Raw genomic sequence first — 18,339 nt, 5'->3', positions numbered from 1 at the left:
GCGATCCCGGCCGAGATCGAGGCGCAGGTCGCCGCCCTGGTGCGCGAGACCATGCACCGCTTCGGCTGCCGCGCGCCGACGCCGCTGCTGGGGCGCCCGGCCGCTTGGATCGAGGACGGCGCTGTGGGCCTCGCCCGCCTCGCCGGGATCGAGAGCCGCTGGCGGGTGTGCTGAGCCGCGAGGCTCAGGCGAGGCCGCCCGCCGCCTCGATGAAGCGGGCGACCGTGTCGGCGCCCGCGCCCTCCCGCAGGGAGGCGAAGACGTAGGGGCGCTCGCCCCGCATGCGCCGCGTGTCGCTCTCCATCACCCCGAGATCGGCCCCGACCAGGGGGGCGAGGTCGGTCTTGTTGACGATGAGGAGGTCCGAGCGGGTGATGCCCGGGCCGCCCTTGCGGGGGATCTTCTCGCCGCCCGCCACGTCGATGACGTAGAGGGTGATGTCGGCGAGTTCGGGCGAGAAGGTCGCCGCGAGGTTGTCGCCGCCGGACTCGATCAGCACGAGGTCGAGCTTCGGAAAGCGGCGGCGCATCTCGGCCACCGCCGCGAGGTTGATCGAGGCGTCCTCGCGGATCGCGGTGTGCGGGCAGCCACCGGTCTCGACGCCCATGATCCGCTCCTCGGGAAGGGCGCCCGCCACCGTGAGGATGCGGGCATCCTCCTTGGTGTAGATGTCGTTGGTGATGGCGCAGATCTCGTAGCGGTCGCGGAAGCGCCGGCAGAGCTGCTCCATCAGGGCCGTCTTGCCCGAGCCGACGGGGCCGCCGATGCCGACGCGGAGGGGACCGTTCTGCGAGGCCGTCTGCGATGTCATGGGCGGAACTCTCCTCGGTTGACGCGCGCCAGGACGTCGAGCGTGCGCCCGATCTCGTCCGCGCTGTTGTAGACGTGGGGCGAGAGCCGCACGAGCGGGGGCAGCGCCCGCGCCGCCGCGTCGAGCGGTGCGGCGGCGTGCAGCGACAGGCCGGCACTGATGCCGGCCCGCCCGAGGGCGGCGCGCACGGCGGCGGAGTCCTGCCCGGCCAGCGTGAAGGTGACGAGGCCGGCGGGATCGGGGCCGAGATCGTGGACGCACGCCCCCGGCAGCGCGGCGATGCCCTGCCGCAGCGAGGCCGCGAGTTCACCGATGCGGGCCGCGATCCGGTCGAGGCCGAGCCCCAGGGCGTAGTCCGCCGCGACGCCGAGCCCGAGCCGGGCGGCGTGGTCGTGCTCGTAGGTCTCGAAGCGGCGCGCGTCGTCGCGCAGCCGGTAGCCGTCCCCGTCGAGGGGGGCGCCGAAATGGTCGAGCATCGCTGGCTCAAGCCGTTCGAGGCAGGCGCGCCGCACGTACAGGAAGCCGGTGCCGCGGGGGCCGCGCAGGAACTTGCGACCCGTCGCCGCCAGCAGGTCGCAGCCGAGCGCCGCGACGTCGACCGGGCGCTGGCCCACCATCTGGCAGGCGTCGAGCAGGAACGGGATGCCGTTCGCCCGGGCGAGCGCCCCGATCTCCGCGACCGGGTTCACGAGGCCGCCGTTCGAGGGGATCGCGGTGGCGGCGACCAGGCGCACGCGCCCGTCGAGCAGGGCCGCCAGCGCCGCGACGTCGATCCGGCCGTCCGGCGCGGAGGGGATCGTTTCGATCACGGCGCCGGTCGTCGCCGCGACCTGCCGCAGGGCGACGAGGCTCGCGCCGTATTCCTGGCGCCCGACCAGCAGGCGGTCGCCCGGCCGGAAGCCGCGGGCGAGGGCGTAGAACGCCATCTGCCACGCGCGGGTCGCGCTCTCCGTCAGAGCGATCTCGTCGGGCTCCGCCCCGACCAGCCGGGCGACGCTCGCGGTGACGCCCACGAGGCGCTCCGCCTCCCGCTCGGCGGCGCCGTGCCCGGACCACGCCGCCTCGAGGTCGAGATAGGCCTTAACCGCCTCGACGACGGGGCGCGGCATCAGGCTCGCGCCGGCATTGTTGAGGTGGATGCCGCGGGCGGTGCCGGGCGTGTCGGCGCGGAGATGGCCGAGATCGAGCCCGCTCACGAGCGGAAGATCCGCGAGTACTGGGTCTCGTGCCGGAAGGAGCCGAGATCGAGGCGGAAGGTGGCGGAGCCGACCGCGTCCGGATCGAGCCCCGCGACGGATTCGGCGAGCGCCGCCACCCGCGGCGTCAGGCCGGCGATCACCCGCGTGCCGGCCGCCTGGCCCACCGGGGCCGCCCGGAGCGCCGCCGAGACGAGGTTCTGGACGAAGGCGAGCCCGTAGGCGGCCCGCATCGGGCCGGCCGCGACGCCGTGCGCCCCCGCCGCGGCCCCGACCGCGACCGGGTAGGCCACGGCCTCCGGCAACGCGGCGGCGACGCCGTCGAGCGCCGGGCAGGGCCAGGCCTCGCGCGTCGCGTCGAGGAAGCTGCGGCCCTGCTGGCTCGTCTCCAGGTGGAGTTCGCGCGAGGGCGCCAGCGCCAGCGCGAGGTCGTTCACCGCGGCCAGCGCGGTCCCGTCGCCCGCGGCGCGATGGGCGTTGTCGGCGAGGATCAGGTCGTTGCGCAGGGAGCCCCGCTCGACCACGTCGTCGAGCCAGGCGGCGAGGCTCGCCTCGTCCCGCACGTCGCCCGCCTCCACGGCCCATTCCAGCCCGTGCGAGTAGGCATAGGCCCCGACCGGGTAGGTCGGCGACAGCCACGCCATCAGCAGCAGGGCGTCACTCATGCGGGTGATGATGGTGGTGCCCGTGGCCGTGATCGAGATGATGGTGGCCGTGGTCATGGCCGTGGTCATGCCCATGATCATGGCCGCGGTCATGGCCATGAGCGTGCCCGCCCGCGTAGGCGCCACCCTCCGGGCGGAACGGGCGCTCGACCGGCTCGGCGCTGCCGCCGAGCCCCCGAACCATCTCGGCCAGCACGTGGTCGGCGCCGATATAGACCGCGTCCGGCGCGATCTCGGCCGGGATGTGCCGGTTGCCGATGTGCCAGATCAGGCGCTTCAGGGCGTGGTCGGAGGGCGCGCGGATCTCCAGCAACCGCTCGGGCGCGGCCTCGACCCAGACGAGGCGCCCGTCCTCCAGCACCAGGGCGTCGCCGTCCTCCAGCACCGTCGCCTCGGGCAGGTCGAGCAGGAAGGCGAGCCCGCCGAGCCCGCGCATCGCCATGCGGCGGCGGTGCCGGTCGCCGTGATCGAGCACGATGCGGTCGACGATCTCGCCGCCCGAGAGGGCGTCGCGGCGGAGGATGCGGGTGGCGCGGATCATGATGCGAGGCGGTTTCAGAACAGGAAGTAGCGCTGGGCCATCGGCAGCACCTCGGCGGGCTCGCAGACCAGCAGCTCGCCGTCGGCCCGCACGTCGTAGGTCTCCGGATCGACCTCGATCACGGGCGTGGCGTCGTTGAGCACCATGCTCTTCTTCGAGATGCCGCCGCGCACGTTCTCGACCGCCACCAGTTCCTTCTGCACGCCGAGGCGCTCGCGCACGCCGTCCTCCACCGCCGCCAGGGACACGAAGGTGAGGGCGGTGGAATAGGGCGTGCGGCCGTAGGCGCCGAACATCGGGCGGTAATGGACGGGCTGCGGCGTCGGGATCGAGGCGTTGGGATCGCCCATCGGCGCGGCCGCGATGCTGCCGCCCTTCAGCACGAGGTCGGGCTTCACGCCGAAGAAGGCCGGGGTCCAGAGCACGAGGTCGGCGAGCTTGCCCGGCTCGACCGAGCCGATGTGCCGCGAGACGCCGTGCGCGATCGCCGGGTTGATCGTGTACTTCGCCACGTAGCGGCGGGCCCGCAGGTTGTCTGTGCCCGACGCGTCGCCCGGCAGCGCGCCCCGCTGGCGCTTCATCTTGTCGGCGGTCTGCCAGGTGCGGATGATGACCTCGCCGACCCGGCCCATCGCCTGGCTGTCGGAGGACATCATCGAGAGCGCGCCGATATCGTGCAGGATGTCCTCGGCCGCGATGGTCTCGCGCCGGATCCGGCTCTCCGCGAAGGCGAGATCCTCGGGAATCGACGGATCGAGGTGGTGGCACACCATCAGCATGTCGAGATGCTCGTCGATGGTGTTCTTCGTGTAGGGGCGTGTGGGATTTGTCGAAGAGGGCAGCACGTTCGGCAGCCCCGCCACCTTGATGATGTCCGGCGCGTGCCCGCCGCCCGCCCCCTCTGTGTGGAAGGCGTGGATCGTCCGGCCGCGGAACGCCGCGATCGTGTCCTCGACGAAGCCCGACTCGTTCAGCGTGTCGGTGTGGATCATCACCTGCACGTCGTGCTGGTCGGCGACCGTGAGGCAGGTGTCGATGGCCGCGGGCGTGGTGCCCCAATCCTCGTGCAGCTTCATCGCGCAGGCGCCCGCGCGGATCATCTCGACGAGGCTCTCGGGGCGCGCCGCGTTGCCCTTGCCGGCGAACGCGAGGTTCATCGGGAAGGCGTCCGCCGCCTCGATCATCCGGGCGATGTGCCAGGGACCCGGCGTGCAGGTGGTGGCGAAGGTGCCGTGCGCCGGCCCCGTGCCGCCGCCGAGCATCGTGGTGATGCCGGAGCAGAGCGCCTCCTCGATCTGCTGCGGGCAGATGAAGTGAATGTGGCTGTCGAAGCCGCCGGCGGTGAGGATCTTGCCCTCGCCCGCGATCACCTCGGTGCCGGGCCCGACCACGATGTCGACGCCCGGCTGCACGTCCGGGTTGCCGGCCTTGCCGAGCCGGTGGATGCGGCCCCGCACGATGCCGACGTCGCACTTCACCACGCCCCAGTGGTCGAGCACCACCGCGTTGGTGATCACCGTGTCGACGGCGCCGTCCGCGTTGGTGACCTGCGACTGGCCCATGCCGTCGCGGATCACCTTGCCGCCGCCGAACTTCACCTCCTCGCCGTAGGTGGTGACGTCGCGCTCGACCGTGATCTCCAGGCTGGTGTCGGCGAGCCGGATCCGGTCGCCGGTGGTGGGGCCGAACATGGCCGCGTAGGCGCCGCGCGGCAGGGCGGCGGGCTTCGGGGTGTTGGCCATGCTCAGAGCTTCCCCATCACGTCGCCGCGGAACCCGTAGACCGTGCGCCCGCCCGAGAGCGGAACCAGCGCCACCTCGCGCGTCGCGCCCGGCTCGAAGCGCACGGCGGTGCCCGGCGCGATGTCGAGGCGCTTGCCGCGGGCCTCCTCGCGCGCGAACACGAGCCCCGGATTGACCTCGTAGAAATGGTAGTGCGAGCCGACCTGGATCGGCCGGTCGCCGGTATTGGCCACCGTGATCACGGTGCGCTCAGCGCCCGCGTTGAACACGATCTCGCCGGGCAGCACGGTCACCGTGCCGGGCACGTCGGCGGAGGGCGCACCGCGGATCGGGTGGTGCACGGTCACGAGCTTGGTGCCGTCCGGGAAGGTCGCCTCGACCTGGATGTCGTGGATCATCTCGGGCACGCCCTCCATCACCTGGGAGGCGTCGAGCACGGTGGCGCCCGCCTGCATCAGCTCGGAGACGGAGCGGCCGTCGCGCGCGCCCTCGACCACGAAGTCGGTAATCAGCGCGACCGCCTCGGGGTGGTTGAGCTTCACGCCCCGGGCGAGGCGATTGCGCGCCACCTGCGCCGCCATGGCGACGAGGAGCTTGTCCTTCTCGCGGGGGGTGAGGAGCACGGCGTCGGACCTCGCATGTGACCGGGATCGGCGGCCGGGAGCAAGGATCATGCGAGGGGCGTGGTCAAGCCCGCCGGGCGGATGCCGTCGCCTGCGGACGGGAGGATGTAGGGGATCGGCGATCCGCGCGCGGAGTCAGCGGCGTCGACGCGGATGTGCTGGTCCGCGCGGAGGATCTGACGGATTGTCGGAGGATGATGGCTCCCCGAGCAGGACTCGAACCTGCGACAAGGCGATTAACAGTCGCCTGCTCTACCAACTGAGCTATCGGGGAACGACGGTGCCGGGCTGTAGGCCATCCCGGATGCGCGGTCAACCAGATGCGGCGAGGTTTTCGCCCGCGGCGCTCAGGGCCGCGCCGTGCGGTAGAAGGCGTAGGCCGCGAAGGTCAGGGCCGAGAGGCCGAACACCAAAAGCTCTTCGGGCATCGCGGGCTCCCTCGGGCAAAACCTTGACGGTTCGTTAATGCCCGAGCGTGCCGCGCGTTCCGCCCGCGCACCGTGCCTATTGCGGCTGGCTGGTGCCGCCGACGGAGGGCAGGGCGAGCCCCTGCGCGGGGTTGAAGCTGCCGTTCGGCGCGGTCGTCTCGGCGCCGCGGCGGCCGAGTTCGTCGTCCGAAAGGGCGGGGCCGGGCAGCCGGATCGCGCCCGCGGGCACGAGCGGCTCGACGAGTGCGCCGGGCGTCAGGCCCTCGGGACAGATCTGCGAGCAGATCGGCTCCATCTCGCCCTGCGAGGAGCAGGCCGCCACAGCCCGCCCGCTGACGCAGGCGCAGCGGCAGGCCGCATCGGCGGCGGTGGATGCCAGCATCAGCATGCCGGCCAGAACGATCCGTCTCAACGCCCGCACTCCCCGGTACGCAACCTGGCACGCATGCCGGCGCGTACCCTATCCGCCCCGGCCCCCGCGCGATAGCGCCGAACACCGGGGAGGGGGTCCTCAATCTTTCGTTAACCGCGTCCGCCGAGGCTGCGCCCGCTTCGCTTCGGACCAGTTCGGACCAGAGAGGATCCTGCACGCGTGAGCATTGCCCGAGTGGATTCAGCCCAGGTCGATTCCGCCACGCAGCCGGCCCGATCGGACGCGAGCGCCGAGGGGCCCGCGAAGATCCTCACCGGAGACGCGGTCCTGTCCTGTCGCCTGCGGCCGGAGGGTAGCGCGGCAGCGCGCCTGTCGCTGCCCAGCGCCGTCGGCATCCCGGAACTCTTCGTGCTCTCGGACGAGGCAACCGGCGACGAGCGGCTCGCCCGCGTCACCTGCCGCAAGCAGGGCGCGGACGGTGCACGGCTCTGGGTGCAGTTTCTGGGCCCGACACGCCTCGCGGCTTGACGAGACGAGGAAGACTAATCCGCGACATCGGGACGACTTCGTCACGCCCGCCTAAATATTTGTGAACGCGCCGCCCGACCTGATCTGGCACATCGTCTTCCCAGCCGACAAAGAGGGAGGAAGACCGATGCGAACGGTCAAGCTGCGGCCGGAACCGGTGATGATCGCGCTCCGCTGGGACAATCCGGGCGAGGCACCGGTCGAGACCGCGAACGACCCGCTGGTCCCCGCGATCCACCCCTGGATCGCCTTCCTGCTCGAACCCTGGCTCCAGGCGATCGAGCAAGCCGGGCCCGGCACCACCCACTGGCTTCAGGAGACCAGCGCCGCGATGAGCGCGTGCCTCAGCGAGTGGGTCGATCCGACCCCGGGGATCGAGCGGGCGCTGGAGGCTGCCCGCGCCGCCTCGGACCTGCTCGTGGCCTGCATCAGCCGGGCCGGCTGGGCGAACGCGGAGGCGCAACGGCAGGTCGCACGCGCGGCGATGGGCGCCCTGATCGAGGCTTTGACCCTGGCTGAGGCCAGCGAGAGCAAGACCGAACTCGGCCTCGGATTCTGAACTCGTCAGGCTGGGCGCGCCGGATCGGCCGGGTCGTCCGGAGTTGCGTCCGGGGGTCCGCCGCCGCCGGCCGCCCCGCGCCCGCGCGGTACCGGCGGCGGTCCCGGTGGCAGGACGACCTCGCGGAACTTCGGCCTGACGCGCACCGCGAAGGCGGGCGCCGAGGGCTCCGCGGTGCGGCTCACGTCCGTGGCGGCGTTGCGCTCCATCCCGACAGGTCCCGCCCTCGTCAGCCCCACCGCACGGATGCGGCGGTCGCATCCGGCGGAGCGGTTCCTGTTGCCCGTGTTCCGGGGCGCTCGCCGGGCGAGCCCAGAGTGGCGGCCTCGATGGCGGCGGCGTCATGCGCGATCACCCTCTCCGCACAGGTCAAGGTCGCGGCGCCGCCGACGCTCAGACCAGGACCGGAGACGCGGCCGGCCCTGCGGGGTCCGGCCGCGTCTCCGGTCCGGCGAGACTGCCGACCGGCTCCGAGGCCGCGGCATCCGTCGGCGCCGGCGCCCCGGAGAGCGAATCGGGCCGCCGGTCGGTCTCGGCCGGCAGCGGCGGCCAGATCGGCCGATCGGGGGATACGGGCTTCGGCATCGCGCGGCACCTTTCTCGGATATCGATCTCGGACACCACTGGAATATGGCATGCCAAAGCGCTTTCAAGGGCTTGCCCGGTCGGCGGACCGATACTGCCAGCTGCAGCACTATACCCTGTAATACTTACAATGTAGCCTCTGAACATTGCATCCGTGCGATCGAAGCCTAGCCTTCTGGGTATGTTTCGACGAACGGACGGACAGGATATTGGTCCAGCAGACTCGCATTCCGGATACATCATCGACGAATCGTTTCGTGCGCGAGCATGCTCCCCCTCAGGCGTGGACGCTCGCGCGGCTGGAGCGCCACCGCGCCGGCTACCTTGCGAGCGCCCGGGCGATCCTGCGCTGCGCGGCGCTCGCCGAGGACGTGGTGCAGGACGTGCTGCTGCGGCTCGCCGCCGAGCCGCCGCCGGTGCCGACGGTCGCGCAGGCCGCCTATGCGGGGCGGATGGTGCGCAATCTCGCCCTCGACCGCGCGCGGCGCCGGAGCTTCGAGCGCCGCCACTTCACCGATCTCGACGGGGCGGCGCGGGGCGCCTCCGACGGGGCGACGCCCGAGGCTCAGGTCGCGGCGCGGGACGCCCTCCAGCGGGTGGAGGCGGCGCTCGCCGACCTGCCCGAGCCCGTCCGCACGGTGTTCCGGCTGCACCGGTTCGAGGGCGTGCCGCAGAAGGCGGTGGCCGCCCGGATGGGCGTGTCACGCGCCCTCGTGTGCGGGCTGGTGCGGCGCGGACACCTGCACTGCCTCGCCGCCCTCGACGGATCGTGCGTCGGCGCCTGCCTCCGGACCGGCGCGGCGCCCCTCGCCGCGCAGCCAGGCGAGGAGGAGGGCCGCCCCGAGCGCGTCTGCGGCGAACTCGGCCACGATCCGGCTGGCGAGCACGCCGTCGTAGCCGTAGAGGCGCGGTAGGATCAGGAGCGGCGGGATCAGGGCGAGCCCCTGCGCCGCGAGCGAGACCGCGGCCGCCCGGCGCGGCGCGCCGACCGCCTGGAACAGGGTCGCGGCGGTGAGCTGCAGCCCGACCGGCGCGAGGGCCAGGGCGAAGGCCGCCGTGGCGCGCGCGCCCTCCGCCCGCGCCGCCGGGTCCTCGGCGAAGACGCCCGCGAGCGGCTCTGAGAACAGGGCCATCAGCGCGGCGGCGGCGAAGCCGTAGGCCAGGGCGGCGGCGGCCACGAAGCCGAGCGCGCGGTCGCGACGGGCGCGCTGGCCGGGCCGGTCCGCCGCCCCGTGCGCGAAGCCGATCACCGCTTGGGCGCCCGCCATCAGCCCCAGCAGCGGCAGGGCGGCGACCAGCACGATGCGGAGCGCCAGGCCGAGCCCCGCGACCGCGGCGGCGCCGTAGGCGGCCCCGGCCTGGACGAACAGGGCCATCGCGGCGGCCGCGAGCAGGCTGGAGAGCGTCGCGGGCGCGGCGAGCCACAGCATCTCGCGCAGGAGCGGGCCGGCCGGCTGCCCGGATTGGCCGAAGAGCCGCCAGGGCGGCCGGAAGCGGATCCGCGCGTTCCCCCGCGCCCTTCGGAAATGCCACAGATAGGCGAGCGCCCCCGCGCCCTGCGCCAGGATTGCGGCCCAGCCCGCCCCCGCGGTGCCGAGCCCGAGCACGCGGATCAGCAGCCCGTCGAGCGCGACGTTGAGGCCGAAGCTGCCGACCAGCACGGCGCCGCTCAGGCGCGCGAGCCCCTGCGCCCGCACCACGAAGCCGCCGACGATGATCGCCAGCATCAGCCAGGTGCCCAGGCTCGCCAGCGCCGTGTAGGGCGCGGCGGCCGCGGCGAGATCCGCGTCGGCACCGAGCAGACCGAGCCAGAAGGGTGGGTGCAGGAAGATCAGCCCGGTCAGCGCCAGACCCGGCGGCAGGGCGAGCCAGAAGCCCAATGAGGCGGCCGCGTCCGCGAGCCGCCGGTCGCCCCGGCCGAGCACCCGCGAGAGCACGGAGGCCGCCGCGATCCCGGCGCCGTAGCCGAGCGCGGCCACGAGGAGCGTGACCGGGTAGGCGATGCCGATCGTCGCGATCGCGGCGGCGCCGAGATCGGCCACGAACCAGCCATTTGCCAGCATCTGCAGCGCGTGCGCCGAGATGCCGAGGATCGCCGGGCCGGCCAGCCGCAGCACCAGCGGGACGACGGGGTCGCGGGCGAGATCGGCCGGACGGGGCGCGCCCCGGAGGTCCGGGAGCCTCACTCGGCGGCCGGGCGGATCGCGCCGCGGGCCGCCCGCTCGAGGTCGAGGATCGTCGCGGCGATCTCGCCGGCCCGGATCGGCAGGATCGACAGCAGGGTCTCGGTGAGGCCGTGGCTCGCCTCGGCGAAGCCCTGCAGGTGCAGGCTGAGCCGCGGCTCGGCCGGGGCGAGGGGCAGACGGTAGTGCCGGTCCACGGTCTCGGCCGCCATGAAGGGACGCAGCGGATCGAGCATCGTCGGCACCGCCGCGCGGGTGTAGCCGGTGGCGCAAATCACGGCGTCGTAGCCCTTGGTCGCCTGCGTGCCGGCGACGTCGTCGCGCAGCGTCGCGGCGAGGCCCGCCGGACCGGGCGCGATCGCGACGACGCGGGTGCTGCGCAGGAGGCGGTAGCGGGTCTCGCCGCTCACATCCTGCTCGTAGAGCGTCTGGTAGAAGGACTGGATCAGGTCGGCATCGACCACCGCGTAGTTCGTGTCGCGGTGCGCGGCGATCAGCTCCGCCCGCACAGGCTCGGGCGCGCCGTGGACCCGATCGACGGCGGCCGGGTCGAAGATCTCGTTGACGAAGGGACTGTCGTCGGCGGGTTTCAGCGCCGGCGCGCGGATGGCGAGGTCGATGCGCGCCCGCGGATAGCGCGCGCCCGCATCGACCGCGATCTCGACCGCGCTCTGGCCGCCGCCCACCACGAGGACGCGCCGCTCCGGCCCGTCGAGGCGCGGGTTCCCGAGCGCCGCGGCGATCCCCGGCAGGTACCACGACGAGTGGACGAGGCGCCTGTCCCCGCGCAGACGCCCGAAGGGCTCGGGGATCCAGGGATCGCCGCCCGCCGCGACGACGAGGTGGCGGCAGCGCCGCATCCGGACCGCGCCCGATTCCGTCCGCCCGGCGAGCCGGAAGGCCGCGAGCCGGCCGTCGCGGATCTCCGGGTGCACCGCCTCGACGCCCTCACCGTAGGCGACGCTCTCGGCGAAGTGCTCGGCCGCCCAGGCCAGGTAGTCGTTGTACTCGACCCGCGAGGGGTTGAACGTCTTCAGGTTGAGGAAGGCGATCAGCCGGCCCTTCCGGTGCAGGTAGTTGAGGAAGCTGAACGGGTTCGTCGGGTCGCGCAGCGAGACGAGGTCCTTCACGAAGCTGATCTGCATGTCGGCGCCGGGCAGCATCATGGCCCGGTGCCAGCCGAAGCGCGCCTGCCGCTCGAGGAAGCGCGCGGAGGGGCGGACGGGGCCGTGCCGCGCCTCGGTCTCGAGCGCGATCGCCAGGGCGAGGTTGGATGGGCCGAAGCCGATGCCGAGGATGTCGTCGCCGACGGGCTGATCCGTGGTCGCTGTCATCGCGGAAAGATCCCTCAGGGGTACGCTCGGGGGCTTTGTGGAGGCGGAGCCGGTCAGGCCTGGACGTCCGGCGGCCGCGGGCGGGCGTCGGCGGCCGCCGCGCCCGGTACCCAGAGGCGGTCGCGCACGAAGCGCTCGCGGCCGAGCGCCACGAGGACGGCGCGCTTGTGCGGGAAGTCGACCGTGGCGAGCGGCCCGAAGCCGGAGCCCGCGAGGTTGCGCAGCTGCTGCGCGTGGTCGGCCCGCGGCTCGCCGACGATCCGCCGCGTGCGCGGCTCGTCGAGGAAGAGATAGTGCATCAGGGAGGGCAGCCAGGCCGAGAGATGGGCCCGGCCCCGGATGTCGGCCTCGCCGATCGCCACGTGCCAGCCGCGGTCGTAGGGCTCCGCCTCGTAGTGGGCCCCGAGCCGGCTCTCGCGGGCCCAGTACAGCTCGAAATACCCGAACGGCACGCCGTCGAGGCAGCCGAACAGGGTGAGCTGGTGCGGGTCGGCCCGGAGCCGCGCCAGATAGGCCTCGTGCGCGGCGAGGCTTCCCGCCTCGGCCCAGACCTCCGCCACCCGCGGCTCGTTCATCCAGCGCGAGAACAGGGCGGCGTCGCCGGGCTCCGTCAGGGTGCGGAAGGTGAGGGTGCGGCCGAGCCAGGGGATGCGGCGGGCGTAGACCGTGCCCTCGGGCGCCTCGGGCCGCAGCGGGTGGCGGCGCCCCTCGGTGACGGTGTGGATCTCCGGGAAGGGGGGGCGCGGCTCAGGGAGCCAGCGGGCGGCGCATTGCCAGAGCAGGCCGGGCAGGATCTCGACGCCCGCGGGCGCGCGCCGCGCGGCGCCGAGCCCGATCAGAGAGCGGCTCACGTCGTCCGCGGCCTCGACGCGGATGCAGCGCACGGCCGCATCCTCCGCGGTGAGCGCCTCGGCGCGGGCGAGCACCGCCTCGGCGGCCGCCCCGCTCTCCGCCGCCCCGACGCGGATCACCGGCGCCTCGGCCGGTCCCTCGACCGCGAGCCGGACCGCCGCCCCGGTTCCCGCACGCACGCTCGCCAAACCATCCTCCCGCACCGTCGCCGGGGGCCCACGATCGGGCGCCCAACCCCATGACGATCGGGCCGCGATGCGGTTCAGGCCGGCGCCCGACTGAACCGCGCGCCGGCTCGTTCGTCTTGGGGGCGTGAGCAGCGCGCAGGGAGGACGCATGGCGGGCGACGAGGCCGAGGACTGGACCGGGCTGCCGCTGGTGGTGGCGGTCGACGCGGCGGGCCACGCGGCGTTCTGGCCCGCGGCCCGGCCCCTGCCGGCGGGCTGGCGCACCGTCCACGGTCCCTGCGACCGGGCGGCGGCGCGCGCCTGGATCGCGGAGCCGGGGCGCCGGCCCGGGACGCTCCCGGACGCGCCGCGCCCGGCCTGGGGCGTGTCCGAGAGCGTGCCGGCGCGCCTCGCCCGCCTCGCCGCCGCCGCGCCGGATCGGCCCGCGATCCTGTTCGGGGCCGAGACCCTGACCCGCGGCGCGCTCGACGCCCGCGCCCGCGCCATCGCCACGGCCCTGGTCACCCGGGGCGTCGGCGCCGGCGATCGCGTCGCGGTCGCCCTGGAGCGCGGTCCCCTCGCGATCGCGGCCTATCTCGGCGTCCTGCGGGCGGGCGCGGCCTACCTGCCGCTCGACCCGGCCTACCCAGTCGGGCGCGTGCACACGATGCTCGCGGATGCCGGCATCCGGCACTGCCTGACCCTGCCGGACCTCGCCGAGCGCCTGGAGCTGCCCGCGGAGGTCGCGCGCCACGATACCGAACGGTTTGCGCGCGGGGGAACCGACGGCATCGCGCTGCCCGAGCCGGCACCGGACGAGGCCGCCTACGTCATCTACACCTCGGGCTCGACCGGTCGGCCGAAGGGCGTCCTGGTCGAGCACGGCCCCCTGGCGGAGCATTGCCGCGCCACCGCCGAGGCCTACGAGATGGACGAGACCGCGCGCGAGCTGCACGTCCTCTCCTTCGCCTTTGACGGCGCGCACGAGCGCTGGATGACGCCCTTGATCGCTGGCGGCTGCATTGCGCTGCGCGGACCCGAGCTCTGGACGGCGGCCGACACGCTCGCGGCGATCCGGCGCCACCGGGTCACCCATGCGGGCCTGCCCACGAGCTATATCGGCCAGCTCGCCGAGTGGGCCGCGACGATCGGCGAGGCGCCCGCGGTCCAGGTCTACTCCTTCGGCGGCGAGGCGATGAGCCGCGAGACGTTCCGGCAGATCGGAGAGGTCCTGAAGCCGCGCCTGTTGATCAACGGCTACGGGCCGACCGAGTGCGTGATCTCGCCCCTGGTCTGGAAGGTCGCGCCCGGCACAGACTTCCCCGAGCCCTATGCCCCGATCGGCCGCCCGGTCGGCGACCGCCGCGCCTACGTGCTGGGGCGGGACCTCGAGCCGGTCGCGGAGGGGGAGACCGGCGAGCTCTATATCGGGGGCCTTCTCGCCCGTGGGTATCTCGGACGCCCCGCCGAGACCGCGGAGCGCTTCCTGCCCGATCCGTTTCGGCCGGGGGGCGGACGCATGTACCGGACGGGGGACCGCGTTCGCGTGCGGGCGGACGGAACCTTGTCCTATGCGGGCCGCATCGACGATCAGGTGAAGATCCGGGGCCACCGCATCGAGATCGGCGAGGTCGAGGCGGCCCTGCGCGCGCTCGACGCGGTCGCGGAGGCCGTCGTGGTGCGGCGCGAGGGGCCGGGCGGGGCGCGGCTCGCCGCCTACGTCACGCCGGCCCGGGGCCGCCGGACCGAGGCGGGGCGCCTGCGCGCCGCGCTCGCCCGGCACCTGCCCGATTCGATGATCCCCGCGAGCCTCACCGTCCTGCCGCGCCTGCCCGTCACCCCGAACGGCAAGATCGACCGGCACGCCCTGCCGGATCCGGCGGCGGAGGAGGCCGGCCGCCCGCCCGGCAGCGCGACCGAGCGGCGGCTCGCCGCGATCTGGACGGAGGTGCTGGGATATCCGGTGAACGCGGTCGACCGACCGTTCCTGGCGCTCGGCGGCGATTCGCTCTCGGCGCTGCGCCTGCTCGGGCGGCTCCGCCTGATCGCGCCGCAGGGCGGGATCGGGGTCGCGGATCTCCTGCGCAACCCCACGATCGCCGACCTCGCCGCCCGGATCGATGCGGGCGGAGCTGGCAACGCGGACGGGCTCGCGCCCCTGGTCCGGCTCGCGCCAGGTCGCCCGGGCTCGGGCCGTCCGCTCCTCGTGCTGTTTCCCGGCCTGCTCGTCAGCACCCGCGAGTACGAGCCCCTCGTCGCACATCTCGGGCCCGAGCAGCCGGCCTGCGGCTTCCTCTGCGCCTCCCTCGTCGAGGAGGCGCGCCCGCTCCCGACGGTCGCCGACCTCGCGGAGGCCTACGCGGCGCGGGTGCGGGACCTGATGCGGGAGCACGCCTCCTGCGTCTTCCTGGGCTGGTCCTGGGGCGGGGTGCTGGCCTACGAGACCGCGCGCCGGCTCGGACCGGGCTTCCCGCTCGACTTCGCGGGCATGCTCGATGCCTGCGGCCTGGAGGCGAACTTCGCGCCCGGCGCCGGGCGGCCGATCGGGCCGGCGGAGCGCGAGACCCTGGAATCCATGGTCACGGCGTGGCTCGCCCGTTCGCCGATGCGGGCGCAGTGGGAGTCGCTGCGCGCCCGCATGGACCCGGAGGCCGCGATTCAGTTCGGGCGCTTCCTGGCCGCCGAGCCGCAGCCGCTGCCCGCCGACGGCCCCGAGGTCGGCAGCCGCGAACGCATCCTGTGGACGCTGGTCGACCACGCCCTGCAGTTCCGCGCCCTGCGGCTCGCGCCCGGCAGGGTCCCGATCCGCTCCTTCGAGGCGAGCGACTCGCGCGCGCGCGGCCTGCCGATCATCGACTGGGCCGCGCTGACCCCGCGCCTCCTGTCGGTCGAGGTGATCCCGGAGACGGACCACCTCGACATCGTGCTGAGCCCCAACCTCCACGCGCGCATCGCGACCCTGACGGCGTCCGGGACGGTCACCGCAGGTGCCGCATGAGCGGCCGCGTTTTCGACCAGTTGCGCAACGCCCATATCAAGGCCCTCGCCGGCGGCTTGCTGGAGGGCGTGGAGAGCGGACCGGATGGGGCCGGCTACGTCTGGTCGCGCACCATCCCCGATCCGACCCTCAACTTCGCCTTCGGAGTGCGCACGGCGTCTCAGTTCGCATGGGCGGGGGCGGTCGCGCTGGGACGGGGGCGCGCGCCCGCCTTTCTGGCACGCGACGCGGCGGAGGCGGCAGCGCTGCGCAACCTGTTCGAGCCGGCCGCCGTCTTCCCGGCCTGCTGGATGGCCGCGCGGGCCTGCGCGGGGCCGCGCCTGCCCGAGCCGCTTCGCCTCGTCGAGCATGAGGGGCCCCGCCCCCCGGCCGCCTTCGAGGCGGTGTTCCTGCGTCTCTCGGCGGACGAGCGCGTGCGAGCACACCTGCGCCGACACTATCTGCCGGCGCTGCGCGCGGCGCGCGGCCGGTCGGGACTGACGGCGCTCCACCTCGTGCTGGAGGACGGCGACGGTCCCGCCGCCTGCGCCACCCTCTACCTGCGCGCCGGGCTCGCAGGACTCTACAACGTGAGCACCCGGGCGGACCGCCAGCGGCGGGGCCTGGGCGGACAGATGAGTGCGGCGGCCCTCGGCGCCGCCCATCGCCACGGCGCGCGCGAGGTCTTCCTGCAATGCCCGGCCGGCGGCCCGGTCGAGCGACTCTACGCACGCGTGGGCTTCGAGGCTAAATGTATGCCGGCTTTGATTTGTACGAGCCCGCCCTGAGACGAATCTTCCGTGAGGTTGCGCCGCCCACGCGAATAAGAAACTCCAGGCCGAAGGATCAGGAAAAAAGCCTATCCGGGCGTTACACTACCTGTCTTCGCTTATAGCCTTCCATCGTTGTTGCCGAGTCGCAACATGGCGAGGGAACTACCTGCGAAGCAGGGAATCCACGTTGCCCGGGACAGCCGGTTCGCCCAGAGTGGAATCGCCATAAGGGTTTCGCGACAGCGAGCCCGCACGAGCCTGCCAAAGATGCAGGCCGGTCAGAACAAAAGGCCCGGGCGCGGCGGCGAAAGCAGCGGCTCATCGGGCTCCTCTCGGGTCTCGAAGCTTTTGGAGATATCGATGAAGCTCTTGAAGAGCTCCCTGCTCGGCTCGGCCGCGGCCTTCGCCGCCGTCGCCGGTGCCCAGGCCGCCGACCTTCCCGTCAAGAAGGCCGCCCCGATCGAGTACGTGCGCGTCTGCTCGACCTACGGCGCCGGCTTCTTCTACATCCCCGGCACCGACACCTGCCTGCGCCTCTCGGGCCGCGCGCGCTTCGAGTACGGCTACCAGGCCCCGCTCGCCCGCAGCCAGGGCAACGGCGACTACAGCGGCTACCGCGGTCTCGCCCGCATCAACCTCGATGCCCGCACCCAGACCGCCTACGGCACCCTGCGCGCCTTCGTCCGCCTCGAGGCCGCCAGCCGCACCGGCTTCCCGACCATGCACTCGGGCACCCAGAACCGCATCGCCAACGCCTTCCCGGCGCTGGGCGTCGACGGCTTCGGTCGCGTGCAGCAGTACTTCAACACCGACAAGGCCTTCGTGCAGTTCGCCGGCTTCACCGCCGGTCGCGCCTCCTCGTTCTTCGACTTCTACGCCCACGACTTCGAGATCCAGGCCGGCACGCTCGGCTCGGACGTCGCCTCGACCAACCTCGCGGCCTACACCGCCACGCTCGGCAACGGCTTCTCGGCCACCGTCTCGATGGAAGACCCGAGCTTCCGCCGCACGCCGGTCTACTCGCCCGCCAACGTCGCCGCCGCCACGTCCGTGCTCGGCAACTCGAGCCTGCAGACCTTCGCGGTCACCCAGGCTCCGGCCCCCGTCTTCCTCGGCTTCAACGGCGTCGGCGCGCCGGTCGGCCTCGGCTTCGAGGACGTGATCCAGCGCAACCGCATGCCCGACTTCGTCGGCGTGCTGCGCTACGACCAGCCCTGGGGCTCGGCCCAGATCTCGGGCGCCGTGCACGAGGTCAACATCGGCACCCTCAACACCGCCGCCGCCCAGATCGTCGGTGCCAACCCCGGCACCCTCGGCCGCACCGCGTCCGAGTACGGCTGGGCCGTCCAGGGCGGTCTGAAGATCAACCTGCCCTTCATCGCCCCCGGCGACACCCTCTACCTGCAGGGCGCCTACGCCGAGGGCGCGGGCATGTATTCCGGCGTCTCGGCCTGGGCGGGCTCCTACATCCAGTCGGCCACCTCGCTCCAGGGCGCGCCGTTCCAGCAGTTCTTCTCGGACGCGGTGCTGAACCCGCTCAACAACCGGCTCGAGCTGACCCAGACCTTCTCGGTCGTCGCCTCGCTGCTGCACTACTGGAACCCGACGCTGCGCTCGGCCCTGTTCGGCTCCTACGGCGAGGTCGCCTTCGCCCCCGGCGCCCGCGCCGCCCAGGCCTCGTACAACGGCCTCGGCATCGCCGGCATCACGAACATCGGCGCCTTCGGCTCGAGCTACTACAACCTGAACCAGATCCTGCGCGACACCTACGCCTTCAACGTGGGCGGCAGCCTGATCTGGTCGCCGGTGAAGGACCTCGATATCGGTGTCGAGGGCGTCTACCAGAACTACGGCGTGCAGAGCGGCCGCGTGATCGACGCGAACCGTTCGCCCGGCGTGACCTCGCAGACCCTGCTGAACGCGGCTGTCGCCGCCGGCACCCTGCGCACCGTCACCAACGCCGACGTGTTCCAGGTCCGCGCCCGCGTCCAGCGCGACTTCT

Annotated in this window: 16 protein-coding genes, 1 tRNA gene and 1 pseudogene; 6 read left to right on the top strand and 12 right to left on the bottom strand. The window is 73.4% G+C overall.

Annotation, left to right across the window (positions count from 1 at the left end):
* Nucleotides 1-184: 184 nt before the first annotated feature.
* The 8 genes from ureG to MFF54_RS12175 form a co-directional block, all read right to left on the bottom strand.
* Nucleotides 185-811 (bottom strand): urease accessory protein UreG, encoded by a 627-nt coding sequence (gene ureG, locus MFF54_RS12210; RefSeq protein ID WP_238303144.1) that lies wholly within the window; start codon nt 809-811, stop codon nt 185-187.
* Nucleotides 808-2,007 carry an aminotransferase class V-fold PLP-dependent enzyme gene (locus MFF54_RS12205; RefSeq protein WP_238303142.1) on the bottom strand — a complete coding sequence of 400 codons (1,200 nt, stop codon included), beginning with the start codon at nt 2,005-2,007 and terminating at the stop codon, nt 808-810. The genes ureG and MFF54_RS12205 overlap by 4 nt, the downstream gene beginning before the upstream one ends.
* Nucleotides 2,004-2,672, bottom strand: coding sequence for an urease accessory protein UreF (locus MFF54_RS12200; RefSeq protein WP_238303146.1), 669 nt, complete (start codon nt 2,670-2,672; stop codon nt 2,004-2,006). The genes MFF54_RS12205 and MFF54_RS12200 overlap by 4 nt, the downstream gene beginning before the upstream one ends.
* The gene (locus MFF54_RS12195; RefSeq protein WP_238303141.1) at nt 2,665-3,213 is read right to left on the bottom strand and encodes an urease accessory protein UreE; all 549 of its coding nucleotides are present in this window, start codon (nt 3,211-3,213) and stop codon (nt 2,665-2,667) included. The genes MFF54_RS12200 and MFF54_RS12195 overlap by 8 nt, the downstream gene beginning before the upstream one ends.
* 14 nt (nt 3,214-3,227) lie before the next feature.
* Complete coding sequence (ureC, locus tag MFF54_RS12190; RefSeq protein WP_238303139.1) at nt 3,228-4,955, bottom strand: urease subunit alpha; 1,728 nt, start codon at nt 4,953-4,955, stop codon at nt 3,228-3,230.
* Between the two features lie 2 nt (nt 4,956-4,957).
* Nucleotides 4,958-5,578, bottom strand: coding sequence for an urease subunit gamma (locus MFF54_RS12185; protein ID WP_238303138.1), 621 nt, complete (start codon nt 5,576-5,578; stop codon nt 4,958-4,960).
* Nucleotides 5,579-5,776: 198 nt separating this feature from the next.
* A tRNA-Asn gene (locus MFF54_RS12180) sits at nt 5,777-5,852 on the bottom strand.
* A 230-nt stretch (nt 5,853-6,082) separates the two neighbouring features.
* Nucleotides 6,083-6,418 carry a hypothetical protein gene (locus MFF54_RS12175; RefSeq protein WP_238303137.1) on the bottom strand — a complete coding sequence of 112 codons (336 nt, stop codon included), beginning with the start codon at nt 6,416-6,418 and terminating at the stop codon, nt 6,083-6,085.
* Between the two features lie 180 nt (nt 6,419-6,598).
* Between MFF54_RS12175 and MFF54_RS12170 the strand changes: the two genes are divergently transcribed.
* Together MFF54_RS12170 and MFF54_RS12165 are read left to right on the top strand one after the other, a co-directional pair.
* Complete coding sequence (locus MFF54_RS12170) at nt 6,599-6,907, top strand: hypothetical protein (RefSeq protein WP_238303136.1); 309 nt, start codon at nt 6,599-6,601, stop codon at nt 6,905-6,907.
* Nucleotides 6,908-7,034: 127 nt separating this feature from the next.
* The gene (locus MFF54_RS12165) at nt 7,035-7,466 is read left to right on the top strand and encodes a hypothetical protein (RefSeq protein WP_238303135.1); all 432 of its coding nucleotides are present in this window, start codon (nt 7,035-7,037) and stop codon (nt 7,464-7,466) included.
* 5 nt (nt 7,467-7,471) lie between these two features.
* Here MFF54_RS12165 and MFF54_RS12160 read toward each other — a convergent pair whose 3' ends face one another.
* A complete protein-coding gene (locus MFF54_RS12160; RefSeq protein ID WP_238303134.1) occupies nt 7,472-7,675 on the bottom strand; it encodes a hypothetical protein in 204 nt (67 codons plus the stop codon).
* 633 nt (nt 7,676-8,308) lie between these two features.
* On the opposite strand from MFF54_RS12160, the pseudogene MFF54_RS12155 reads away from it, so the two are divergent.
* A pseudogene (locus tag MFF54_RS12155) lies at nt 8,309-8,728 on the top strand (sigma factor); the annotation flags it as partial.
* Nucleotides 8,729-8,752: 24 nt separating this feature from the next.
* Here MFF54_RS12155 and MFF54_RS12150 read toward each other — a convergent pair.
* The 3 genes from MFF54_RS12150 to MFF54_RS12140 are packed head-to-tail and all read right to left on the bottom strand — an operon-like array spanning nt 8,753 to nt 12,599.
* Entirely contained in the window at nt 8,753-10,237 is a 1,485-nt protein-coding gene (locus tag MFF54_RS12150; RefSeq protein WP_238303132.1) for an MATE family efflux transporter, read from the bottom strand.
* Complete coding sequence (locus MFF54_RS12145) at nt 10,234-11,568, bottom strand: lysine N(6)-hydroxylase/L-ornithine N(5)-oxygenase family protein (protein ID WP_238303131.1); 1,335 nt, start codon at nt 11,566-11,568, stop codon at nt 10,234-10,236. Before MFF54_RS12145 ends, MFF54_RS12150 begins: the two co-directional genes overlap by 4 nt.
* 53 nt (nt 11,569-11,621) lie before the next feature.
* Entirely contained in the window at nt 11,622-12,599 is a 978-nt protein-coding gene (locus MFF54_RS12140; protein ID WP_238303129.1) for a GNAT family N-acetyltransferase, read from the bottom strand.
* 157 nt (nt 12,600-12,756) lie between these two features.
* Between MFF54_RS12140 and MFF54_RS12135 the strand changes: the two genes are divergently transcribed.
* From MFF54_RS12135 to MFF54_RS12125, 3 genes are all read left to right on the top strand, one after another.
* On the top strand, nt 12,757-15,585 hold the full coding sequence (locus MFF54_RS12135) for an amino acid adenylation domain-containing protein (protein WP_238303127.1): 2,829 nt from the start codon (nt 12,757-12,759) through the stop codon (nt 15,583-15,585).
* Nucleotides 15,582-16,352, top strand: coding sequence for a GNAT family N-acetyltransferase (locus MFF54_RS12130; protein WP_238303125.1), 771 nt, complete (start codon nt 15,582-15,584; stop codon nt 16,350-16,352). Before MFF54_RS12135 ends, MFF54_RS12130 begins: the two co-directional genes overlap by 4 nt.
* Nucleotides 16,353-16,697: 345 nt before the next feature.
* The coding region (locus MFF54_RS12125) for a porin (protein ID WP_238303123.1) at nt 16,698-18,339 on the top strand (1,642 nt) is incomplete at its 3' end.

Origin of the sequence: Methylobacterium gregans, assembly GCF_022179245.1 — a bacterium.
Classification (GTDB): domain Bacteria; phylum Pseudomonadota; class Alphaproteobacteria; order Rhizobiales; family Beijerinckiaceae; genus Methylobacterium; species Methylobacterium gregans.
This window is presented reverse-complemented; position numbering and strand designations above follow the sequence as displayed.

Bases quoted from the DNA above. Each gene is read 5' to 3' on its own strand.
- MFF54_RS12130 (WP_238303125.1), top strand. From the start codon at position 15,582: ATGAGCGGCCGCGTTTTCGACCAGTTGCGCAACGCCCATATCAAGGCC.
- MFF54_RS12145 (WP_238303131.1), bottom strand. From the start codon at position 11,568: ATGACAGCGACCACGGATCAGCCCGTCGGCGACGACATCCTCGGCATC.
- MFF54_RS12135 (WP_238303127.1), top strand. From the start codon at position 12,757: ATGGCGGGCGACGAGGCCGAGGACTGGACCGGGCTGCCGCTGGTGGTG.
- MFF54_RS12200 (WP_238303146.1), bottom strand. From the start codon at position 2,672: ATGAGTGACGCCCTGCTGCTGATGGCGTGGCTGTCGCCGACCTACCCG.
- MFF54_RS12195 (WP_238303141.1), bottom strand. From the start codon at position 3,213: ATGATCCGCGCCACCCGCATCCTCCGCCGCGACGCCCTCTCGGGCGGC.
- ureC (WP_238303139.1), bottom strand. From the start codon at position 4,955: ATGGCCAACACCCCGAAGCCCGCCGCCCTGCCGCGCGGCGCCTACGCG.
- MFF54_RS12160 (WP_238303134.1), bottom strand. From the start codon at position 7,675: ATGGAGCGCAACGCCGCCACGGACGTGAGCCGCACCGCGGAGCCCTCG.
- MFF54_RS12165 (WP_238303135.1), top strand. From the start codon at position 7,035: ATGCGAACGGTCAAGCTGCGGCCGGAACCGGTGATGATCGCGCTCCGC.
- ureG (WP_238303144.1), bottom strand. From the start codon at position 811: ATGACATCGCAGACGGCCTCGCAGAACGGTCCCCTCCGCGTCGGCATC.